Below are 16,239 nucleotides of genomic sequence, written 5' to 3' on the forward strand. Positions count from 1 at the left end.
GTGGAGGCGACTGTTTAGCTCCGACAAGCATAAGACAAAAACCAATAAAGGTGCTTTTTACCTTTAATGGGGTTTGGCTTATGACTCGAGGAGCTAGGAGCCGGAACTAGACATCACGAAATGTGGAGGCGACTGTTTAGCTCCGACAAGCATAAGACAAAAACCAATAAAGGTGCTTTTTACCTTTAATGGGGTTTGGCTTATGACTCGAGGAGCTAGGAGCCGGAACTAGACATCACGAAATGTGGAAGGTGTTCGCTCTGCCCCGACAAGCATAAGACGATGAACAGATAAGGTTGCATTTTAACCTTAACTGGGCATTGGCTTATGACCTCGAGGGGCAAACACCTGGAACTAGACAGACCGAAAAGTGGAGGCAACTGTTTTGCTCCGACAAGCATTAGACAAATGACATTTAAAAAAGTTTTTTTCAGTTCACATTATTAATGGAAGAAATTGGCATTATAAAAAAGGCAATTGATCCCCTTTCGGATATCAATTGCCTTTTCTTTTACATTTTTATTTTATCTCCAGGTGCAGCACTTTTCGCTTTTTGCATGACTCTGTATGCCGAATAGCCTGAGATTTCTTCTAATTCACCACATAGCTTCTTCTCTTCAGCAATGCTAGGAACTATTTTTTTAAATTGCTTATAAGCCAACATTAACTCTTCTCTTTCAATACCTTTTTCATACGCTCTTTCAACTGATGTGTAAAATTGTATAACTTCGATTGTTTCATTCGTACTCCAATCGAAAAGTATCGGATATTGATAATCCATGTAAATCCACTCCTATTTCATGTTACTACTACCATTTTATCACATTTTTCAATTTCAATTCTTCTATTAAATATTGATATAATTTCATTTCAATGAATAATATTTCATAACTTTAGCATTTTTTTCTATACAGAAAATTCATAGAATGATATAATTTTTTTGTTTTTCAAATGAAGGTAAAACAGTTTATAACTTAATGAGAGTAAACATATTTGATTTGTTTACAAACATACCACTTCCGAAAAACACTATTATTCATAAATGGGGTGTATGTTAAATGAACCAAAATGAAACGCCGTTATTTACTTCTTTACTAGAACATGCAAAGAAGAACCCTATTCAGTTTCATATCCCAGGACATAAAAAAGGGAATGGAATGGATCCAACATTTAGGGAATTTATTGGCGATAACGCATTGTCAATCGACTTAATCAATATTGCTCCTTTAGATGATTTACATCATCCAAAAGGTAAAATAAAACAAGCGCAAGATCTTGCTGCAAAAGCGTTTGGTGCTGATTATACTTTCTTTACAGTGCAAGGTACTAGCGGGGCCATCATGACAATGGTTATGAGTGTTTGTGGTCCTGGTGATAAAATAATTGTTCCTAGAAATGTTCATAAATCGGTATTATCAGCTATTATTTTTTCTGGCGCGATGCCAATTTTTGTTCATCCAGAAATTGATAATGAATTAGGAATTTCACATGGAATTACAACAAATGCTGTAAAAGAAGCGATCGTAAATCATCCAGATGCAAAAGCGGTTTTAGTGATTAATCCTACGTACTTCGGCTTTGTTGCTGATTTAAAAAGTATCGTAGATTTAGCACATTCACACGGAATTGCTGTTTTAGTTGATGAAGCACATGGTGTACATATACATTTTAATGATGAACTTCCAATATCAGCGATGCAAGCTGGTGCTGATATGGCTGCTACAAGCGTTCATAAACTTGGTGGCTCTCTAACTCAAAGTTCAATTTTAAATGTCAAAGAAGGCATTGTAAACGTCCACAGAGTGCAATCTGTTTTGAGTATGTTAACGACAACTTCGACATCTTATATTTTACTTGCCTCTCTTGACGTTGCACGAAAACGTTTGGCTACAATTGGTGAGGAATTAATTACAGAAACTATTAGACTAGCAAATGATGCTAGAACTAAGATTAATAATATAGAAGGTTTATATAGTCCAGGCTATGAACTACTTGGAAAAGAAGCAACACACAACTTTGATCCAACGAAATTATTAATAAGTGTTAAAAAATTAGGAATTACAGGTCATGACGTTGAGGTTTGGTTACGCGAACGTTTTAATATCGAAGTTGAAATGTCTGATTTATATAATGTCCTTTGTATTTTAACTCCAGGAGATAGTAAAGAAGATATCGAGAAATTAATTCATGCATTTGAAGTTCTTGTAGAAGAGTTTCCGATGTCAGAACATTATAAAGCCTATAATGTGACGATCCCAACGATTCCAAATTTAGCTGTTTTACCTAGGGATGCATTCTATTCTGAAACAGAGTCAGTCCCACTTGAAGAATCAGTTGGCCGTATAATTGCTGAATTCGTTATGGTTTATCCACCAGGTATCCCTATTTTCTTACCAGGTGAAGAAATTACACTTGAAAATTTAATATATATTAAAAAGAATATTGAAGCTGGTCTACCTGTACAAGGACCTGAAGATGAAGATTTATATACGCTAAAAGTTATTAAATAATCTATATGTGAAAACGAAAACTAGGGAAAAATTTCCCTAGTTTTTTTATTATGTATCACATTCAATTTAATTAGGCATATGATAGCTAAGGTAAATAATTAGAGAATAGTTATAATAAAGCTATTATGATAGGATGTGAACCTAGTGATAGTCGTGAATAATAAAATTGTTCATGCTTCATTAAAAGAAAGTGGAGACTGGAATGATCAACTAGTACAAGAAATTATAAAAAATTTATCAAACAGTCGACATTCAAATATTTATAAATCTGATCGAGAATTATCATTTGATTTAACGTTACGTACTTATATTATTAGAGCTTCGAAACAATTGTTAGCAAGTAATATGCAATTTAGAGTTTTTAGAAGAGCTTACTGCAACCCTATGTTTTGGATTCGCACACGTCAAGGTGGCTTTCGTTTACGACCTGGTGTAAGACCGTCTGCTGGTATATATGACATTTTTAGCAACGGACAATTTTATGCTACTGAGTGTGCAACGGCAATCGTAATTGTTTTCTACAAAGCCCTCTTAGATTTATACGGCTATGAAGTATTTGACCAATTATTCAATCGAGGAATGTACTTATATACTTGGAATTATGATTCAAAATTAGCTATTCGTACTGCGGAAATTGATCGACCAGCACCTGGAGATGTCGTATATATAAAAAATCCTCAAGTAGATCCTATTACCCCGGAGTGGCAAGGTGAGAACACAGTGTATATGGGTAGTAATTTCTATTATGGACATGGTATCGGTATTCGTACTTTACCGGAAATCATCTTTCATCTAAATATGCATAGATATCCATTTGCTATGATTTCAGCGTATTTAACAAATTTAAATACACGTATCGATGCAAATGAAATGGTTAATTATTTAACGGATGATTCAAAACTGATTCCTGTCAATACAAGAGACGAATCAGGTGATGTCATTACTGCTAGAATTGGAGATCAGCACCAAATTGCTTAAATACTGTAAAACAAATAAAAATTGAGGGTACTTTTAAATAAAGTACCCTCTTTATGATGTTTCATATTAAATTATATTAACAAGTTTCTTCAATTGACGGTTCACATTGCTCACAGTCTTTTACATATAAAGTCGTAACTTTTTCATCCTCGAAATGACCTACTGTTTTTTCACAACATTTACATACGAACGTTCCCATCTTGTAACCCCTTTCATAATGTTGTATCAATTAACGTAACTTCATTATAAAGTGTTATACTTATTTACGCAATAGGTAAATAAGTATAACTCAATAAAACAGTATTCAAACTATTTATTTCATAATTCATTGTATTAACGAAGCATTTAGTATGACACATTAATTTCCAACTTATTCGTAGCTCTCTTCCATCCTAGGATGTGGTAACCAATCAGCTAAATAATCTGCAAGCTGCATCGCTTCCTCATCACTCTTCAATTTACAAAGGAATTTTAATTGATTTGGATATGAAACATCTTGACGATCTAGAACGATACATTGTCTAGACTGCATGCAGATGACGAGTGGTTTCCCAAAAAACATGTTCGTATATACAATGCCTATATCATACCTTACATCGTTTGCAATAAAACCAACAAATCTTACTCTAACATTTTCATGATCATCATATAATTTTTCAAACATATCATTTTCCACTCCTCACATTTGTGTTGTAAATTAATACATATGAAGTGAACGTAAAATTCATTCCGAATACTTGTCTAAAAATTTGAAATAATGTTATGATAAAAAAGAAAAAAAGTGATTTTTAACTGGAAAGACAACTTAGGGGGATATGAAAATGGTTCAACAAGCTACCATTCAATTAATGGATAAATCAAAATATCAAGAGGCAAGTTTAGATTTATTAAAAAACTTAATTAACGAATACATACAATCATCTACAAAAATAGGACAACAAGTTGACTGGAATTATGAAAGGGCTTCATTTCCTTATAACGTTTCAAATAAAAAGCTAGATGAACAAGATGCACTATATTTAAAAAGCAATGATTCACGATATAATCATTTTGTTGTTTCAATAAAAGATGACAAACATATCGTTATCACATTATTACCAAATTCTACTTATGGCGATAAAGGTAAAGCTAATGAATTGTGTCGATTCTTAGCTCAAAAAGTAGAAGGTAAACTTGAACTATTTAACAATCGCATCATGTATTTCTATAAACGATAATTAAAATAAGTTAACGATCAATTGACAAAAGAAAAATAAACTAGCGTAGAAGCAAGTAATCATAATACTTGCTTTTCTTGTGTTTCCAACAAATTTAGCAATTAAGTACAATTGATAAAAAAACACTAAAAATAATATTAACTTTGCATACAATTGGTCTCTTTTTGATAAATACATGACAAACGAAAATCCGACCCAAAAGAATTGATGAATAAATAATACCATTAATTGTTTACGCATTTTTACACCACCATCATTTACATTCCAATAAAAATGTTGTTTTCTACAACGTTATGCGGTACATACTTTTAAAATGCAAAAAAACCTCCTAATACTAGGAGGTTTTTTATTATGAATAATGGTTGATACCAATTCAGTATGTCAGATTACTTCAATACGTGGATTGGGTGTCCCATCGCTAATTCAGCAGCTTCCATTGATATTTCACCTAATGTTGGATGAGCATGGATTGTTTGAGCAATATCTTCTACACTCATACATGCTTCAATCGCAAGACCAAGTTCAGAAATAATGTCAGATGCATTCACACCAGCTACTTGAGCACCAACAAGTACACCGTCTTCTTTACGTGATACTAATTGAACAAAACCTTCTGTAGCGTTAAGAGATAATGCACGACCATTTCCACCAAATGGGAACTTCGCAACATTTACATCTAAGCCTTCATCAGTAGCTTGTTTTTTCGTATATCCAACTGTTGCTAATTCTGGATCAGTAAATACAACTGCAGGAATCGCTAGGTATTCAATTTCGCTTGATAAACCACTAATTGCTTCAGCAGCTACTTTACCTTCATACGAAGCTTTATGAGCTAAAGGAGGTCCAGCAATTACATCACCAATTGCATAAATATTTTTAACTGATGTACGAGCTTGTTTATCAGTACCAATTACACCGCGTTCGTTAATTTCAATACCGACATTTTCTAAGCCCATATCACGAGAGTTAGGGAAACGTCCAACTGTTACTAAAACATAATCAGCTTCGATTTCTTTCATTTCTCCGTTTGTTTCGAATTTAACAGTCACGCCATCAGCAGTTTCTTCAACGCCTTTACCAAATGCTTTTGTTACGATATCAACATTGCCTTTTTTCTTTAATCCACGTTTAACAATTGAGCTCATTGATTTTTCGAAACCATTTAAGATTTCATCACCAGCTTCTAAAATTGTTACGTGTGTACCAAAGTTTGCATAAGCAGTACCTAATTCCATACCAATATAGCCGCCACCAATAACAACTAATTTTTTTGGAATTTCAGGTAAGTTTAAAGCACCTGTTGAATCGATTACACGTTTGCTCCATTTGAAACCAGGGATTTCGATTGGAGTTGAACCTGTTGCGATGATTGCATTATTAAAAGTATAAGTTTGAGCTGAATCTTCAGTAATTACACGAAGAGTGTTTGCATCATTAAAGTATGCTTCACCTTTAATAACTTCAACTTTGTTTCCTTTTAATAAACCAGCTACACCACCAGTTAATTTATTAACAACACTGCCTTTCCAAGCTTGTACTTTTGAAAAGTCAACTTTTACATTTTCAGCAGTGATACCGATATCTTCTGAATGCTTTGCAGTCTCATAACGGTGACCGGCAGTAATTAATGCTTTTGAAGGAATACAACCAACGTTTAAGCAAACTCCACCTAGGTTACCTTTTTCAATAACTGCAACTTTTTGTCCAAGTTGTGCTGCACGAATAGCTGCAACATATCCACCAGGACCGGCACCGATAACGACCGTATCTAGTTCAATTGCGAAATCTCCTACTACCATTTATCTTACGCCTCCATTAATAATAATTCTGGATCATTTAATAATCGTTTAATGTGGTTTAAAGCGTTTTGAGCAGTTGCACCATCAATAATACGGTGGTCAAAGCTTAATGATAACGCTAATACTGGAGCTACAACGATTTCTCCGTTTAATACTACAGGTTTTTCAGCAATACGACCAATTCCTAAAATAGCTACTTCAGGGTGATTGATTACAGGAGTGAACCATTGTCCACCAGCTGAACCGATATTAGTGATTGTGCATGTAGCACCTTTCATTTCTGCAGGAGCTAATTTACCATCACGAGCTTTTGTTGCTAATTCGTTAATTTCTGCTGAAATTGAGAAGATTGCTTTACGATCAGCATCTTTAACAACTGGCACTAATAAACCTTTATCAGTATCCGCAGCAATACCGATGTTATAGTAATGCTTGTGAATGATTTCGCTAGAAGCATCATCAATTGATGTATTTAAAGCTGGGAACTTACGTAATGCTGAAGTTAAAGCTTTAACAACATAAGGTAAGAATGTTAACTTGATACCTTGAGCAGCAGCAACCTCTTTATATTTTTTACGGCTAGCAACTAGTTTCGTTACATCTATTTCATCCATTAATGTTACGTGTGGAGCAGTATGTTTAGAGTTAACCATTGCTTTTGAAATTGCTTTACGAATTCCGCTCATTTTTTCACGAGTTTCAGGGTATGCACCTTCTGGAATAGGCATTGCTTTTGGAGCTTCTTGTTCCGCAACTTGAGTTTCTTTCACAACTTCAACAGCAACTTCTGTTTGCGCTGCAGCAGCTGGAGCAACTCCACCTTGTAAGAATGCATCTACGTCTTTTTTAGTTACACGACCATTTTTAGCTGAACCTGGTACGATACGTAAATCTACATTTTTCTCACGTGCATATTTACGCACAGAAGGCATTGCAATTACATGAGCTTTTGGTTCAATTGCAGCAACTGGTGAAAGTGGTGCAGTTTCTGTTTTTGGTTCGCTTTGCTCATAAGACTCTTGTACTTTTGCTTGAACTGCTTCAGCAGCTTCTGGTACTGGAGTTGTAGTTGGAGCTTCTTCTGCATGTTGACCCTTGAAGCTAATGTTTTCGTAACCAGGTGCATCTAATCGTACTAGAACATCACCAACAACTGCTACTGTTCCTTCGCTAACTAATACTTCTAACACTTTACCTTTTACAGGTGATGGAATTTCAACTACTGATTTATCGTTTTGAACTTCACAAATGATATCATCTTCATTTACTTCGTCGCCTGCTTTAATAAACCATTTTACAATTTCACCTTCGTGAATACCTTCACCGATATCTGGTAATCTAAATTCAAATAGACTTGCCACTGAGTTTGACACAGATTTCTACCTCCGAACAAAGTTAATATTTTTAAATTTCCATCTATAATGTAAGAAAGGTATTGATGAATTCATCAAATACCTTTCACTATTTTTGTTACACTCTTATTAGAAGTTTAATACTTTTTGAATACCTTCAACTACATCTTTATGGTTTGGTAACCAAACAGTTTCCGCTTCTGAGAATGGGAATACAGTATCAGCTGCCGTAATACGTACAACTGGTGCTTCTAATGAAAGGATACAACGATCATTAATTTCAGCCACTACATTTGCAGCAATACCAGCTTGTTTTTGTGCTTCTTGAACAACAACTGCACGTCCAGTTTTCTCAACAGATGCTACGATTGCATCGATATCTAATGGGTGAACAGTACGTAAGTCTACAACTTCAACTGAAACCCCTTCTTTTTCTAATTCTTCAGCAGCTTTTAATGCAGCGTGAACCATTGCACCGTATGCAAATACAGATACATCTTTACCTTCACGTTTAACATCAGCTTTGCCTAATTCGATTGTGTAATCACCTTCAGGTACATCTTCACGGAATGAACGATATAATTTCATGTGCTCTAAATAGATAACTGGATCATTATCACGAATAGATGAAATTAAAAGTCCTTTTGCGTCTTTAGGTGTTGATGGAATAACTACTTTTAAACCAGGAGTTTGAGCCATTAATCCTTCTAAACTATCCGCATGCATTTCTGGTGTGTGCACTCCTCCACCAAATGGTGAACGGAAAGTAATTGGTGACGTAAAACGACCACTTGTACGGTAACGCATACGAGAAGCTTGACTAGCGATTGAGTCAATAATTTCAAATAAAAATCCGAAGAATTGAATTTCTGGTACCGGACGGAAGCCTTGAGTTCCTAGACCGATTGCTAATCCACCGATTCCTGACTCAGCAAGTGGTGTATCGAATACACGATCTTCACCGAATTCTGCTTGTAAACCTTCAGTTGCACGGAATACACCACCGTTTAATCCAACGTCCTCACCGAATACTACTACAGTTGGATCGTTTTTCATTTCAACGCGTAATGCATCTGTGATAGCTTGAATCATTGTCATTTGCGCCATGACTTACTTCGACTCCTTCTCTTTATAAATTGCATATTGCTCTTCTATATTATTTGTTTTCTTTTCGAACATATTTTCCATTAAATCAGTAACTTTTTGTTTAGGTTCTTGGTCAGCAAGTTTAATTGCTTCTTTGATTGCTTCTTTTGCTTCTTCGATAATTGCATTTTCTTCTTCTTCAGTCCAAAGACCTTTTTTCTCTAAGAATTTACGGAAACGAACGATTGGATCTTTTGCTTCCCACTCATTCTCTGTATCTTTTGTACGGTAACGAGTAGGGTCATCACCAGCCATTGTATGTGGTCCATAACGGAATGTTAAAGTTTCGATTAATGTTGGGCCTTCACCATTGATAGCACGTTTACGAGCTTCTGATGTAGCTGCATAAACTGCTAACGGATCCATACCATCAACTTGAATACCAGCAATACCTACTGCAATTGCTTTTTGAGCAATTGTTTTAGCTTTTGATTGCTTAGAAACAGGAGTTGAAATCGCATATCTGTTATTTTGAACAACGAAAATCGCAGGAGCATTGTAAGCACCAGCAAAGTTCATACCTTCGTAGAAATCACCTTGAGAAGCACCACCGTCACCTGTATATGTAATGGCAACAGATTTTTGCCCCTTTAATTTCATACCAAGTGCAACACCTGCAGCTTGAATAATTTGTGCACCAATGATAATTTGTGGGAACAATGTATTTACATCTTCAGGAATTTGACTTCCTACTAAATGTCCACGTGACCATAAAAATGCTTTATATAATGGGAAACCGTGCCAAAGCATTTGAGGTACATCACGGTAACCAGGTAAGATAAAGTCTTCTTTTTCAAGAGCGAAATGACTCGCTAATTGAGAAGCTTCTTGACCAGCAGTAGGTGCGTAGAATCCTAAACGACCTTGTCTGTTTAATGAAATTGAACGTTGGTCAAGTACACGAGTCCATACCATACGCTTCATTAATTCTTTTAATTGATCATCAGTTAATTCAGGCATTGCTGCTTCATTAACGATTTCGCCCTCTTCGTTTAAAATTTGAAGAGTACTTACTGAATCACCAAATTGAAGCATTTGGTTCATTAATTCAGAAACAGTTTGATTATTCTTCATTTCTGTTTTTTCCTTTCCTTCTACTTTCTTAGTAGTAGTTGCCACTAAACCCACACCCTTCTTTAATTATGGAGGCTATCATTTATCAACAATATCCACTTTAGTATTTTAGGTAGTAATTATAAGTTGTTTGAGATGATTTCACTTACAATTAAAAACTGTACTTATTATTATAGTGTATTACATTAGTACAAGGTTCAATACTAGTACAGTTTATCGCACGTTCACAAACTCGTCAAATATTTTGTTGTATTATTTTAAACATGATTTAACGAAAAAAATCCGGGTTTCATTTTAATCTGTATTACCCATGAAACACCTATCTGTTATACAATAATAGAACTTCCCATAAATTATACTTCAATAGCGAATTTTCGTATTTTTTTTACCAGAATACCAAGCTGTACTACAACGACTTTTTATTGTTAGACCCTATTAAAATTTACTTATTTTCCATATTTTTCATAGATATCTTTTCTTTGATTATTTAATTTTTGAGTATAAAGATTTAGTTGATCATTTATTTTTATGACATCTTTATAAACAACGTTTGTACTCTTTGTCTTATTCTTAACATTTTTTAATTCAACTTTTTTCTGAGATAGTAAATTGTAAATTGTAAGGTCTATTTTAATTGCTTCTTTATATTTCTTATTTAATTGATCATACTTATTCGTTCTTTTTTTCCAAGTCAGTATGAACTCATTCACATCTTTTCGAAACTCATCATTTTTTGTTTCAATGTTTATTGTTTGAAGTTCTTCGATTTTTATGTCTATCTTGTGAATTAATTTTGATTCCTCTTCAATCATCCCTTTTCTCTCATTTAATAATCTGATTGCTTTTTTGGCAGTAGCTTGCCTTTTATCAATTTCATTTACTTTGAATGAAAATATCTTTTCATAACATTCTAACTCTTGGATTTCTAATTCTTGAATTTGCTCGCCAGCCTTAAAGAATGTTTGTTCCATGTCAGTAATTTTATTTAACTTTTCAATAACAGAATCCTTTTGTTTTGACTCAGATTGACAAGCTGTATTTACGAATACGAGAAATGAAAATACCAATAAATAACGCATTGTTTTTTTATACATGATTTTCACCTGATTTTTTTTGTATTATGTTCATCATGCATCTTTTCTGACTTTTTATGCGTATTCAATATAAACATAGTCACATACCCACACACTTTAGCTACTTTTTCATAATTTATAGTATCCGCTGCATGCGGAAACACCCTTAAAAGGAGGTTATATTATGTACGGTTACGGAGGATATGGTAAAGGCGGTATTGGCCCTGGATATGGCGGTTGTGGTTACGGAAGTGGTTTCGCATTAATCGTTGTTCTATTCATTTTATTAATCATCGTTGGTGCGGCATTCATTTGCTAATTCTTTAGTTACATCGCTAAAACACTCTATATTTATGTATAACCACAAACTTTAGGAGCGAATGTTTTTATTCGCTCCTTTTCAATTTCTATAAGACTTCGCTTTACTGACAATTCCATGAAGATTTGTTAGACTATTATTACTAATAAAAATTACATATAATTTAATATGAAGCAATGTAAGGAGTGAGATTGTTTGATTACAATGAAAGATATTATCCGTGAAGGTGACCCTAGATTAAGGGAAGTATCAGCAGAAATAAATTTACCGCCAAGTATTGAAGATATCAACTTAGCAAATTCTTTATTGGAATATGTTATTAATAGTCAAGATCCTGAAATATCAAATGAATACAGTTTACGTTCAGGGATTGGATTAGCAGCGCCTCAAATTGGCATTTTAAAAAGAGCAATTGGAGTACATGTTACGGATTTACAAGGCAATTTATTCAGTTATGCATTGTTAAACCCTAGGATTATTAGTCATTCTGTCGAGCAAGTATATTTATCTGCAGGTGAAGGTTGCCTATCAGTCGACAGAGATGTTCAAGGATATGTTCCACGATACGCTAGAATTACAGTTACTGGATTCGATACAAAATTAGGTGAAGTAAAAATTCGCTTAAAAGGGTTACCGGCAATTTGCTTCCAGCATGAAATTGATCACTTAAACGGAATCATGTTTTATGATCGAATTAATAAAAATAATCCTTTTTCTGCTCCTGAAGGGGCTTCTCCATTAGAAAGAAACTAGTTTAAATAAAATAAAAAGCAGAAATCGCTCTAGCGAATTCTGCTTTTTTAATTATAGTAATCCAGCCCACTTTAAGCCGTTTAAAATACCATCTTCTTCTACATTAGTAGTAACATAATTAGCCAATTTTTTTAATGGCTCAACTGCATTTCCCATTGCAATACCAGTACCAACATTCTCAATCATTTCTAAATCATTTAATCCATCACCGAAGGCAAATACATTCTTCATATCTATCCCTAAATGATTAACCATCTGCTGTATTCCATTTGCCTTTGAACCGCCAATTGGTAATACATCAGAAGAATAATCATGCCATCGAATATAATTAAATTGTTCAAATCCATTTGTTAATTTAGATTCCTCATGTTCTTCACAGAAAAGTAAAACCTGGTAAATATCACGGCCTTGATAAAAATCACTCTGAACCTCTGGATGACTCATCTTAATAGAAGTCATTGCTTCAAGAATATGAGGATGAGCATCCTTTGAAGCTTTCATCGTTTCGTTATTTAAATAAACAAGGGGAATATCTAATTCATTCGCTTTTTCTGTAAACAAGTGAAGTTGATCTGAATGTAAAGCATGCTTATGAATTGTTTTACCTTCAAATTCTGCATATTGACCATTTAAACTGACAAAACTATTAATCTTTAATTCTTCTCTAATATCTTGAAACATAAAAGGTGCTCTTCCAGTAGCAATTGCTACATGTATATCTCTATTTTGGAGCTCAAAAATAGCTTCTTTTGTACTCTTTGGAATCTGTTTATCATGATTTAAAATTGTGCCATCTATATCAAAAAATACGATTGGTTTTGACATACTCTTCTCTCCTTACTTATGAGGCCGCATTAGCATTTGTGTTTTTGATCTTTGAATTCTTCTTACTATTTGTAATAAAAACGCCTAATAATACAATTAGTAATCCTGCAACCATTTTAAGAGTTACTGGTTCATTTAAAAAGAAAAATCCCCAGACAGAAGCAAAGACTGGAACAATATAAGTGACCATTGTTGCAAACTCTGCACTACCCTCTTTAACCATATAATAAAATAATAAATATGCCAAGCCTGAGCACAATACACCAAGACCTAGTAATCCACCAAACACCTCAATGTTAACAAACGGTTTAATTGTACCTTTTCCAGCAAATACCATATATAAAAATCCGAAAAAGGCTGAAATACCTAGTGTTAAAAATGACACGATTAACACATCAATTTTTTGTAGATATTTTTTTGTTAAATGAGAACCAAGCCCATAACAGAAAGTAACAAAAATCATTAATAAAGAATAATATATATTATTGGAAAAGATTGTTGATAGATTGATATTCATCATAATCATTACGCCAATAATACCTACGAAAAGTCCAATCCATTGTTTTGTAACAATTTTTTGGGAGAAGAAAAAAAGTCCAATTACGAGTGTAGCAATAGGGGTAAATGCATTTAAGATTGCTGCTTCATTGCTTTGAAGATGTGTCTCACTGAAAGAAAGAAATAACCATGGAATCGCATGATTAAAAAGCGATATTGCAATGATTAAACCCATTTTAGGTAGATTTTTAAAATCAATCTTAACTTTTTTCAGTAACATAATGATGAATAATGTGATCGCACCGAAAAAACATCGATAAAATACGATCCCCTCTGGACTAATTTCATTTAAAAGTAGCTTAATAAACAAAAATGAAGTACTCCAAATGATGCTTAGTAAAAATAATGCCACATATAATTTCTTCACAGCATTCTCTCCTTAACATGTTAGATAACCTCTATTCTATCTTCTTTTTCCTCTATATTGTATGAAAATGTTTTTTCGATAAATACTATACATAACTAATCCAATGTCCGTGTTCGTTACATACGAGTTTAATTTCGAGTAATGGAGGGAAAACTAATGTTAAAGAGACTTAGAAATAAATTAAAAAAACGGCTAAAACAATTATTAAGAAAGAAGAAATATATCTCTATAATTTCAAATAAATTTTTAAAATGAGCCTATTTTAGGCAATATGCAATAAAAAGAATGAAAATATATAGAAAATCCCTTATAATATTGAGAAGATAGAGAATTGACAAGGAGAGATTTAAATGATTTTTAAAGTATACTATCAGGAAGTGCTTTTAGAAGCGCCTGTAAGAGAGAAAACAAAGACGGTTTATGTGGAAGCAGATAGTGAAAGAGAAGTTCGTGCGAAATTATTACCTTTCAATTATAATATTGAGCTTGTTCAAGCTTTAACCGGTGCTCATCTTGAATTTGAAAAACAAAGTGAAAACTTTAAAGTTCTGGAGTTAGTGTAAATTTATGAAATTTCTTAAAAATGATCAAGCTGCCGTATTCGCACTAGGTGGCTTAGGGGAAATTGGAAAAAATACATACGCAGTACAATACCAAGATGAAATTATATTAATCGATGCCGGCATCAAGTTCCCTGAAGATGAGCTATTAGGGATAGACTATGTAATTCCTGATTATTCCTATTTAGTTCGAAATGAGGAAAAAATTAAAGGGTTATTTATCACTCACGGACATGAAGACCACATTGGTGGTATTCCATATTTATTAAGAGAATTAAATATACCTATTTATGGTGGTAAACTTGCCTTAGCTTTAATTAAAAATAAACTAGAAGAGCACGGTCTATTACGTAAAGCTAAGTTAATAGAAATTAAAGAAGATGACATCATTAAATTTAGAAAAACTAGTGTTACGTTTTACCGTACTACACATAGTATTCCTGATTGTTATGGTATTGTCGTGAAAACTCCTCAAGGACAAGTTGTCCATACTGGAGATTTTAAGTTTGATTTCACACCAGTTGGAGATTCAGCTAATTTAACAAAGATGGCTGAAATCGGGAAAGATGGCGTATTATGCTTACTTTCTGATAGTACAAACAGTGAGGTTTCTCACTTCACAATGTCAGAACGCAAAGTTGGTGACACGATCAATGAAATTTTCCGTAAGGTTGATGGTCGTATCATTTTTGCTACTTTTGCTTCAAACATCCATCGTCTTCAACAAGTTGTTGAGGCTGCGATTGCTACAGGTCGTAAAATAGCAGTCTTCGGTCGTAGTATGGAAGCTAATATTGACATCGGTCATGACCTAGGTTATATCAAATGTCCAAAAGATACGTTTATTGATGCACAGCAAATCAATCGAATTCCTGCGAATCAAATCGTCATCTTATGTACTGGTAGCCAAGGTGAACCAATGGCAGCTTTATCTAGAATTGCAAACGGTACACACCGTCAAATTCAAATTATTCCTGGAGATACAGTTGTCTTCTCATCTTCACCAATCCCAGGTAATACAATGAGCGTAAACCGTACAATCAATCTTTTATACCGCGCAGGTGCAGAAGTAATTCATGGTTCATTAAATGATATTCATACAAGTGGTCATGGTGGCCAAGAAGAACAAAAGCTTATGCTTCGTTTAATGAAACCTAAATATTTCATGCCAATTCATGGTGAATATAGAATGCAACGTATGCATGCTAAATTAGCAATGGACTGTGGTGTACCAGAAGAAAATTGTTTCATCATGGATAACGGTGAAGTATTAGCCCTACGTTCTGATGAAGCTATGGTTGCTGGTAAAATACCTTCAGGAAACGTTTATATTGACGGAAGCGGAATCGGAGATATTGGAAATATCGTTTTACGCGACAGAAGAATTCTATCTGAAGAAGGTCTTGTTATTGTTGTCGTAAGTATTGATATGAAAGAATTTAAAATTTCAGCTGGTCCTGATATTATTTCACGTGGTTTCGTTTACATGAGAGAGAGTGGCGATTTAATTAATGAGGCACAAGCGATGATTTCTGCTCATTTAAATAAAATAATGGATCGTAAAACATCTCAATGGTCTGAAATTAAAAATGAAATTACAGACACATTATCTCCATTTCTTTACGAAAAAACTAAGCGTAAACCTATGATCCTTCCTATTATTATGGAAGTATAAACAAACAAAAGCATTTGAATAATAAAACAAATG

Annotated in this window: 18 protein-coding genes; 7 read left to right on the forward strand and 11 right to left on the reverse strand. The window is 33.8% G+C overall.

Annotation, left to right across the window (positions count from 1 at the left end):
* Window positions 1–511 precede the first annotated feature (511 nt).
* Window positions 512–781: a UPF0223 family protein gene (locus ACX6U0_RS04985; RefSeq protein WP_464958887.1), complete on the reverse strand. Its 270-nt coding sequence runs from the start codon at window positions 779–781 to the stop codon at window positions 512–514.
* A gap of 277 nt (window positions 782–1,058) precedes the next feature.
* Between ACX6U0_RS04985 and ACX6U0_RS04990 the strand changes: the two genes are divergently transcribed.
* Window positions 1,059–2,510: an aminotransferase class I/II-fold pyridoxal phosphate-dependent enzyme gene (locus ACX6U0_RS04990; protein ID WP_464958888.1), complete on the forward strand. Its 1,452-nt coding sequence runs from the start codon at window positions 1,059–1,061 to the stop codon at window positions 2,508–2,510.
* 144 nt (window positions 2,511–2,654) lie between these two features.
* The gene (locus tag ACX6U0_RS04995) at window positions 2,655–3,488 is read left to right on the forward strand and encodes a protein-glutamine gamma-glutamyltransferase (protein ID WP_464958889.1); all 834 of its coding nucleotides are present in this window, start codon (window positions 2,655–2,657) and stop codon (window positions 3,486–3,488) included.
* Between the two features lie 76 nt (window positions 3,489–3,564).
* On the opposite strand, the gene ACX6U0_RS05000 is transcribed toward ACX6U0_RS04995, so the two are convergent.
* On the reverse strand, window positions 3,565–3,687 hold the full coding sequence (locus tag ACX6U0_RS05000; RefSeq protein WP_464958890.1) for a GapA-binding peptide SR1P: 123 nt from the start codon (window positions 3,685–3,687) through the stop codon (window positions 3,565–3,567).
* A gap of 171 nt (window positions 3,688–3,858) precedes the next feature.
* Complete coding sequence (locus ACX6U0_RS05005; RefSeq protein ID WP_464958891.1) at window positions 3,859–4,152, reverse strand: DUF3055 domain-containing protein; 294 nt, start codon at window positions 4,150–4,152, stop codon at window positions 3,859–3,861.
* 157 nt (window positions 4,153–4,309) lie between these two features.
* On the opposite strand from ACX6U0_RS05005, the gene ACX6U0_RS05010 reads away from it, so the two are divergent.
* Window positions 4,310–4,705: a DUF1885 family protein gene (locus tag ACX6U0_RS05010; RefSeq protein WP_464958892.1), complete on the forward strand. Its 396-nt coding sequence runs from the start codon at window positions 4,310–4,312 to the stop codon at window positions 4,703–4,705.
* Here ACX6U0_RS05010 and ACX6U0_RS05015 read toward each other — a convergent pair whose 3' ends face one another.
* From ACX6U0_RS05015 to ACX6U0_RS05040, 6 genes are all read right to left on the reverse strand, one after another.
* Window positions 4,706–4,945 (reverse strand): hypothetical protein, encoded by a 240-nt coding sequence (locus ACX6U0_RS05015; RefSeq protein WP_464958893.1) that lies wholly within the window; start codon window positions 4,943–4,945, stop codon window positions 4,706–4,708. It lies immediately after the preceding gene.
* A gap of 146 nt (window positions 4,946–5,091) precedes the next feature.
* Window positions 5,092–6,504 carry a dihydrolipoyl dehydrogenase gene (lpdA, locus tag ACX6U0_RS05020; protein WP_464958894.1) on the reverse strand — a complete coding sequence of 471 codons (1,413 nt, stop codon included), beginning with the start codon at window positions 6,502–6,504 and terminating at the stop codon, window positions 5,092–5,094.
* A 5-nt stretch (window positions 6,505–6,509) separates the two neighbouring features.
* Window positions 6,510–7,865, reverse strand: coding sequence for a dihydrolipoamide acetyltransferase family protein (locus ACX6U0_RS05025; protein WP_464959542.1), 1,356 nt, complete (start codon window positions 7,863–7,865; stop codon window positions 6,510–6,512).
* Between the two features lie 120 nt (window positions 7,866–7,985).
* Complete coding sequence (locus ACX6U0_RS05030) at window positions 7,986–8,963, reverse strand: alpha-ketoacid dehydrogenase subunit beta (RefSeq protein ID WP_464958895.1); 978 nt, start codon at window positions 8,961–8,963, stop codon at window positions 7,986–7,988.
* A 3-nt stretch (window positions 8,964–8,966) separates the two neighbouring features.
* Complete coding sequence (gene pdhA, locus ACX6U0_RS05035) at window positions 8,967–10,046, reverse strand: pyruvate dehydrogenase (acetyl-transferring) E1 component subunit alpha (RefSeq protein ID WP_464959543.1); 1,080 nt, start codon at window positions 10,044–10,046, stop codon at window positions 8,967–8,969.
* A 476-nt stretch (window positions 10,047–10,522) separates the two neighbouring features.
* Window positions 10,523–11,170 carry a YkyA family protein gene (locus tag ACX6U0_RS05040; RefSeq protein ID WP_464958896.1) on the reverse strand — a complete coding sequence of 216 codons (648 nt, stop codon included), beginning with the start codon at window positions 11,168–11,170 and terminating at the stop codon, window positions 10,523–10,525.
* Between the two features lie 196 nt (window positions 11,171–11,366).
* Between ACX6U0_RS05040 and ACX6U0_RS05045 the strand changes: the two genes are divergently transcribed.
* Together ACX6U0_RS05045 and def are read left to right on the forward strand one after the other, a co-directional pair.
* Window positions 11,367–11,468 carry a YjcZ family sporulation protein gene (locus ACX6U0_RS05045; RefSeq protein ID WP_464959544.1) on the forward strand — a complete coding sequence of 34 codons (102 nt, stop codon included), beginning with the start codon at window positions 11,367–11,369 and terminating at the stop codon, window positions 11,466–11,468.
* 195 nt (window positions 11,469–11,663) lie between these two features.
* Window positions 11,664–12,221 carry a peptide deformylase gene (gene def / locus ACX6U0_RS05050; protein ID WP_464958897.1) on the forward strand — a complete coding sequence of 186 codons (558 nt, stop codon included), beginning with the start codon at window positions 11,664–11,666 and terminating at the stop codon, window positions 12,219–12,221.
* A 51-nt stretch (window positions 12,222–12,272) separates the two neighbouring features.
* Here def and ACX6U0_RS05055 read toward each other — a convergent pair whose 3' ends face one another.
* Both ACX6U0_RS05055 and ACX6U0_RS05060 read right to left on the reverse strand, forming a co-directional pair.
* Window positions 12,273–13,046 (reverse strand): Cof-type HAD-IIB family hydrolase, encoded by a 774-nt coding sequence (locus ACX6U0_RS05055; protein ID WP_464958898.1) that lies wholly within the window; start codon window positions 13,044–13,046, stop codon window positions 12,273–12,275.
* A gap of 16 nt (window positions 13,047–13,062) precedes the next feature.
* The gene (locus tag ACX6U0_RS05060) at window positions 13,063–13,971 is read right to left on the reverse strand and encodes a DMT family transporter (RefSeq protein WP_464958899.1); all 909 of its coding nucleotides are present in this window, start codon (window positions 13,969–13,971) and stop codon (window positions 13,063–13,065) included.
* 350 nt (window positions 13,972–14,321) lie between these two features.
* Between ACX6U0_RS05060 and ACX6U0_RS05065 the strand changes: the two genes are divergently transcribed.
* Both ACX6U0_RS05065 and rnjA read left to right on the forward strand, forming a co-directional pair.
* On the forward strand, window positions 14,322–14,534 hold the full coding sequence (locus tag ACX6U0_RS05065) for a DNA-dependent RNA polymerase subunit epsilon (RefSeq protein WP_464958900.1): 213 nt from the start codon (window positions 14,322–14,324) through the stop codon (window positions 14,532–14,534).
* Window positions 14,535–14,538: 4 nt separating this feature from the next.
* Window positions 14,539–16,206: a ribonuclease J1 gene (rnjA, locus tag ACX6U0_RS05070; RefSeq protein ID WP_464958901.1), complete on the forward strand. Its 1,668-nt coding sequence runs from the start codon at window positions 14,539–14,541 to the stop codon at window positions 16,204–16,206.
* Window positions 16,207–16,239: the final 33 nt, after the last annotated feature.

The sequence above is a fragment of the Gottfriedia sp. ABJ_BB2_2 genome (assembly GCF_055484705.1).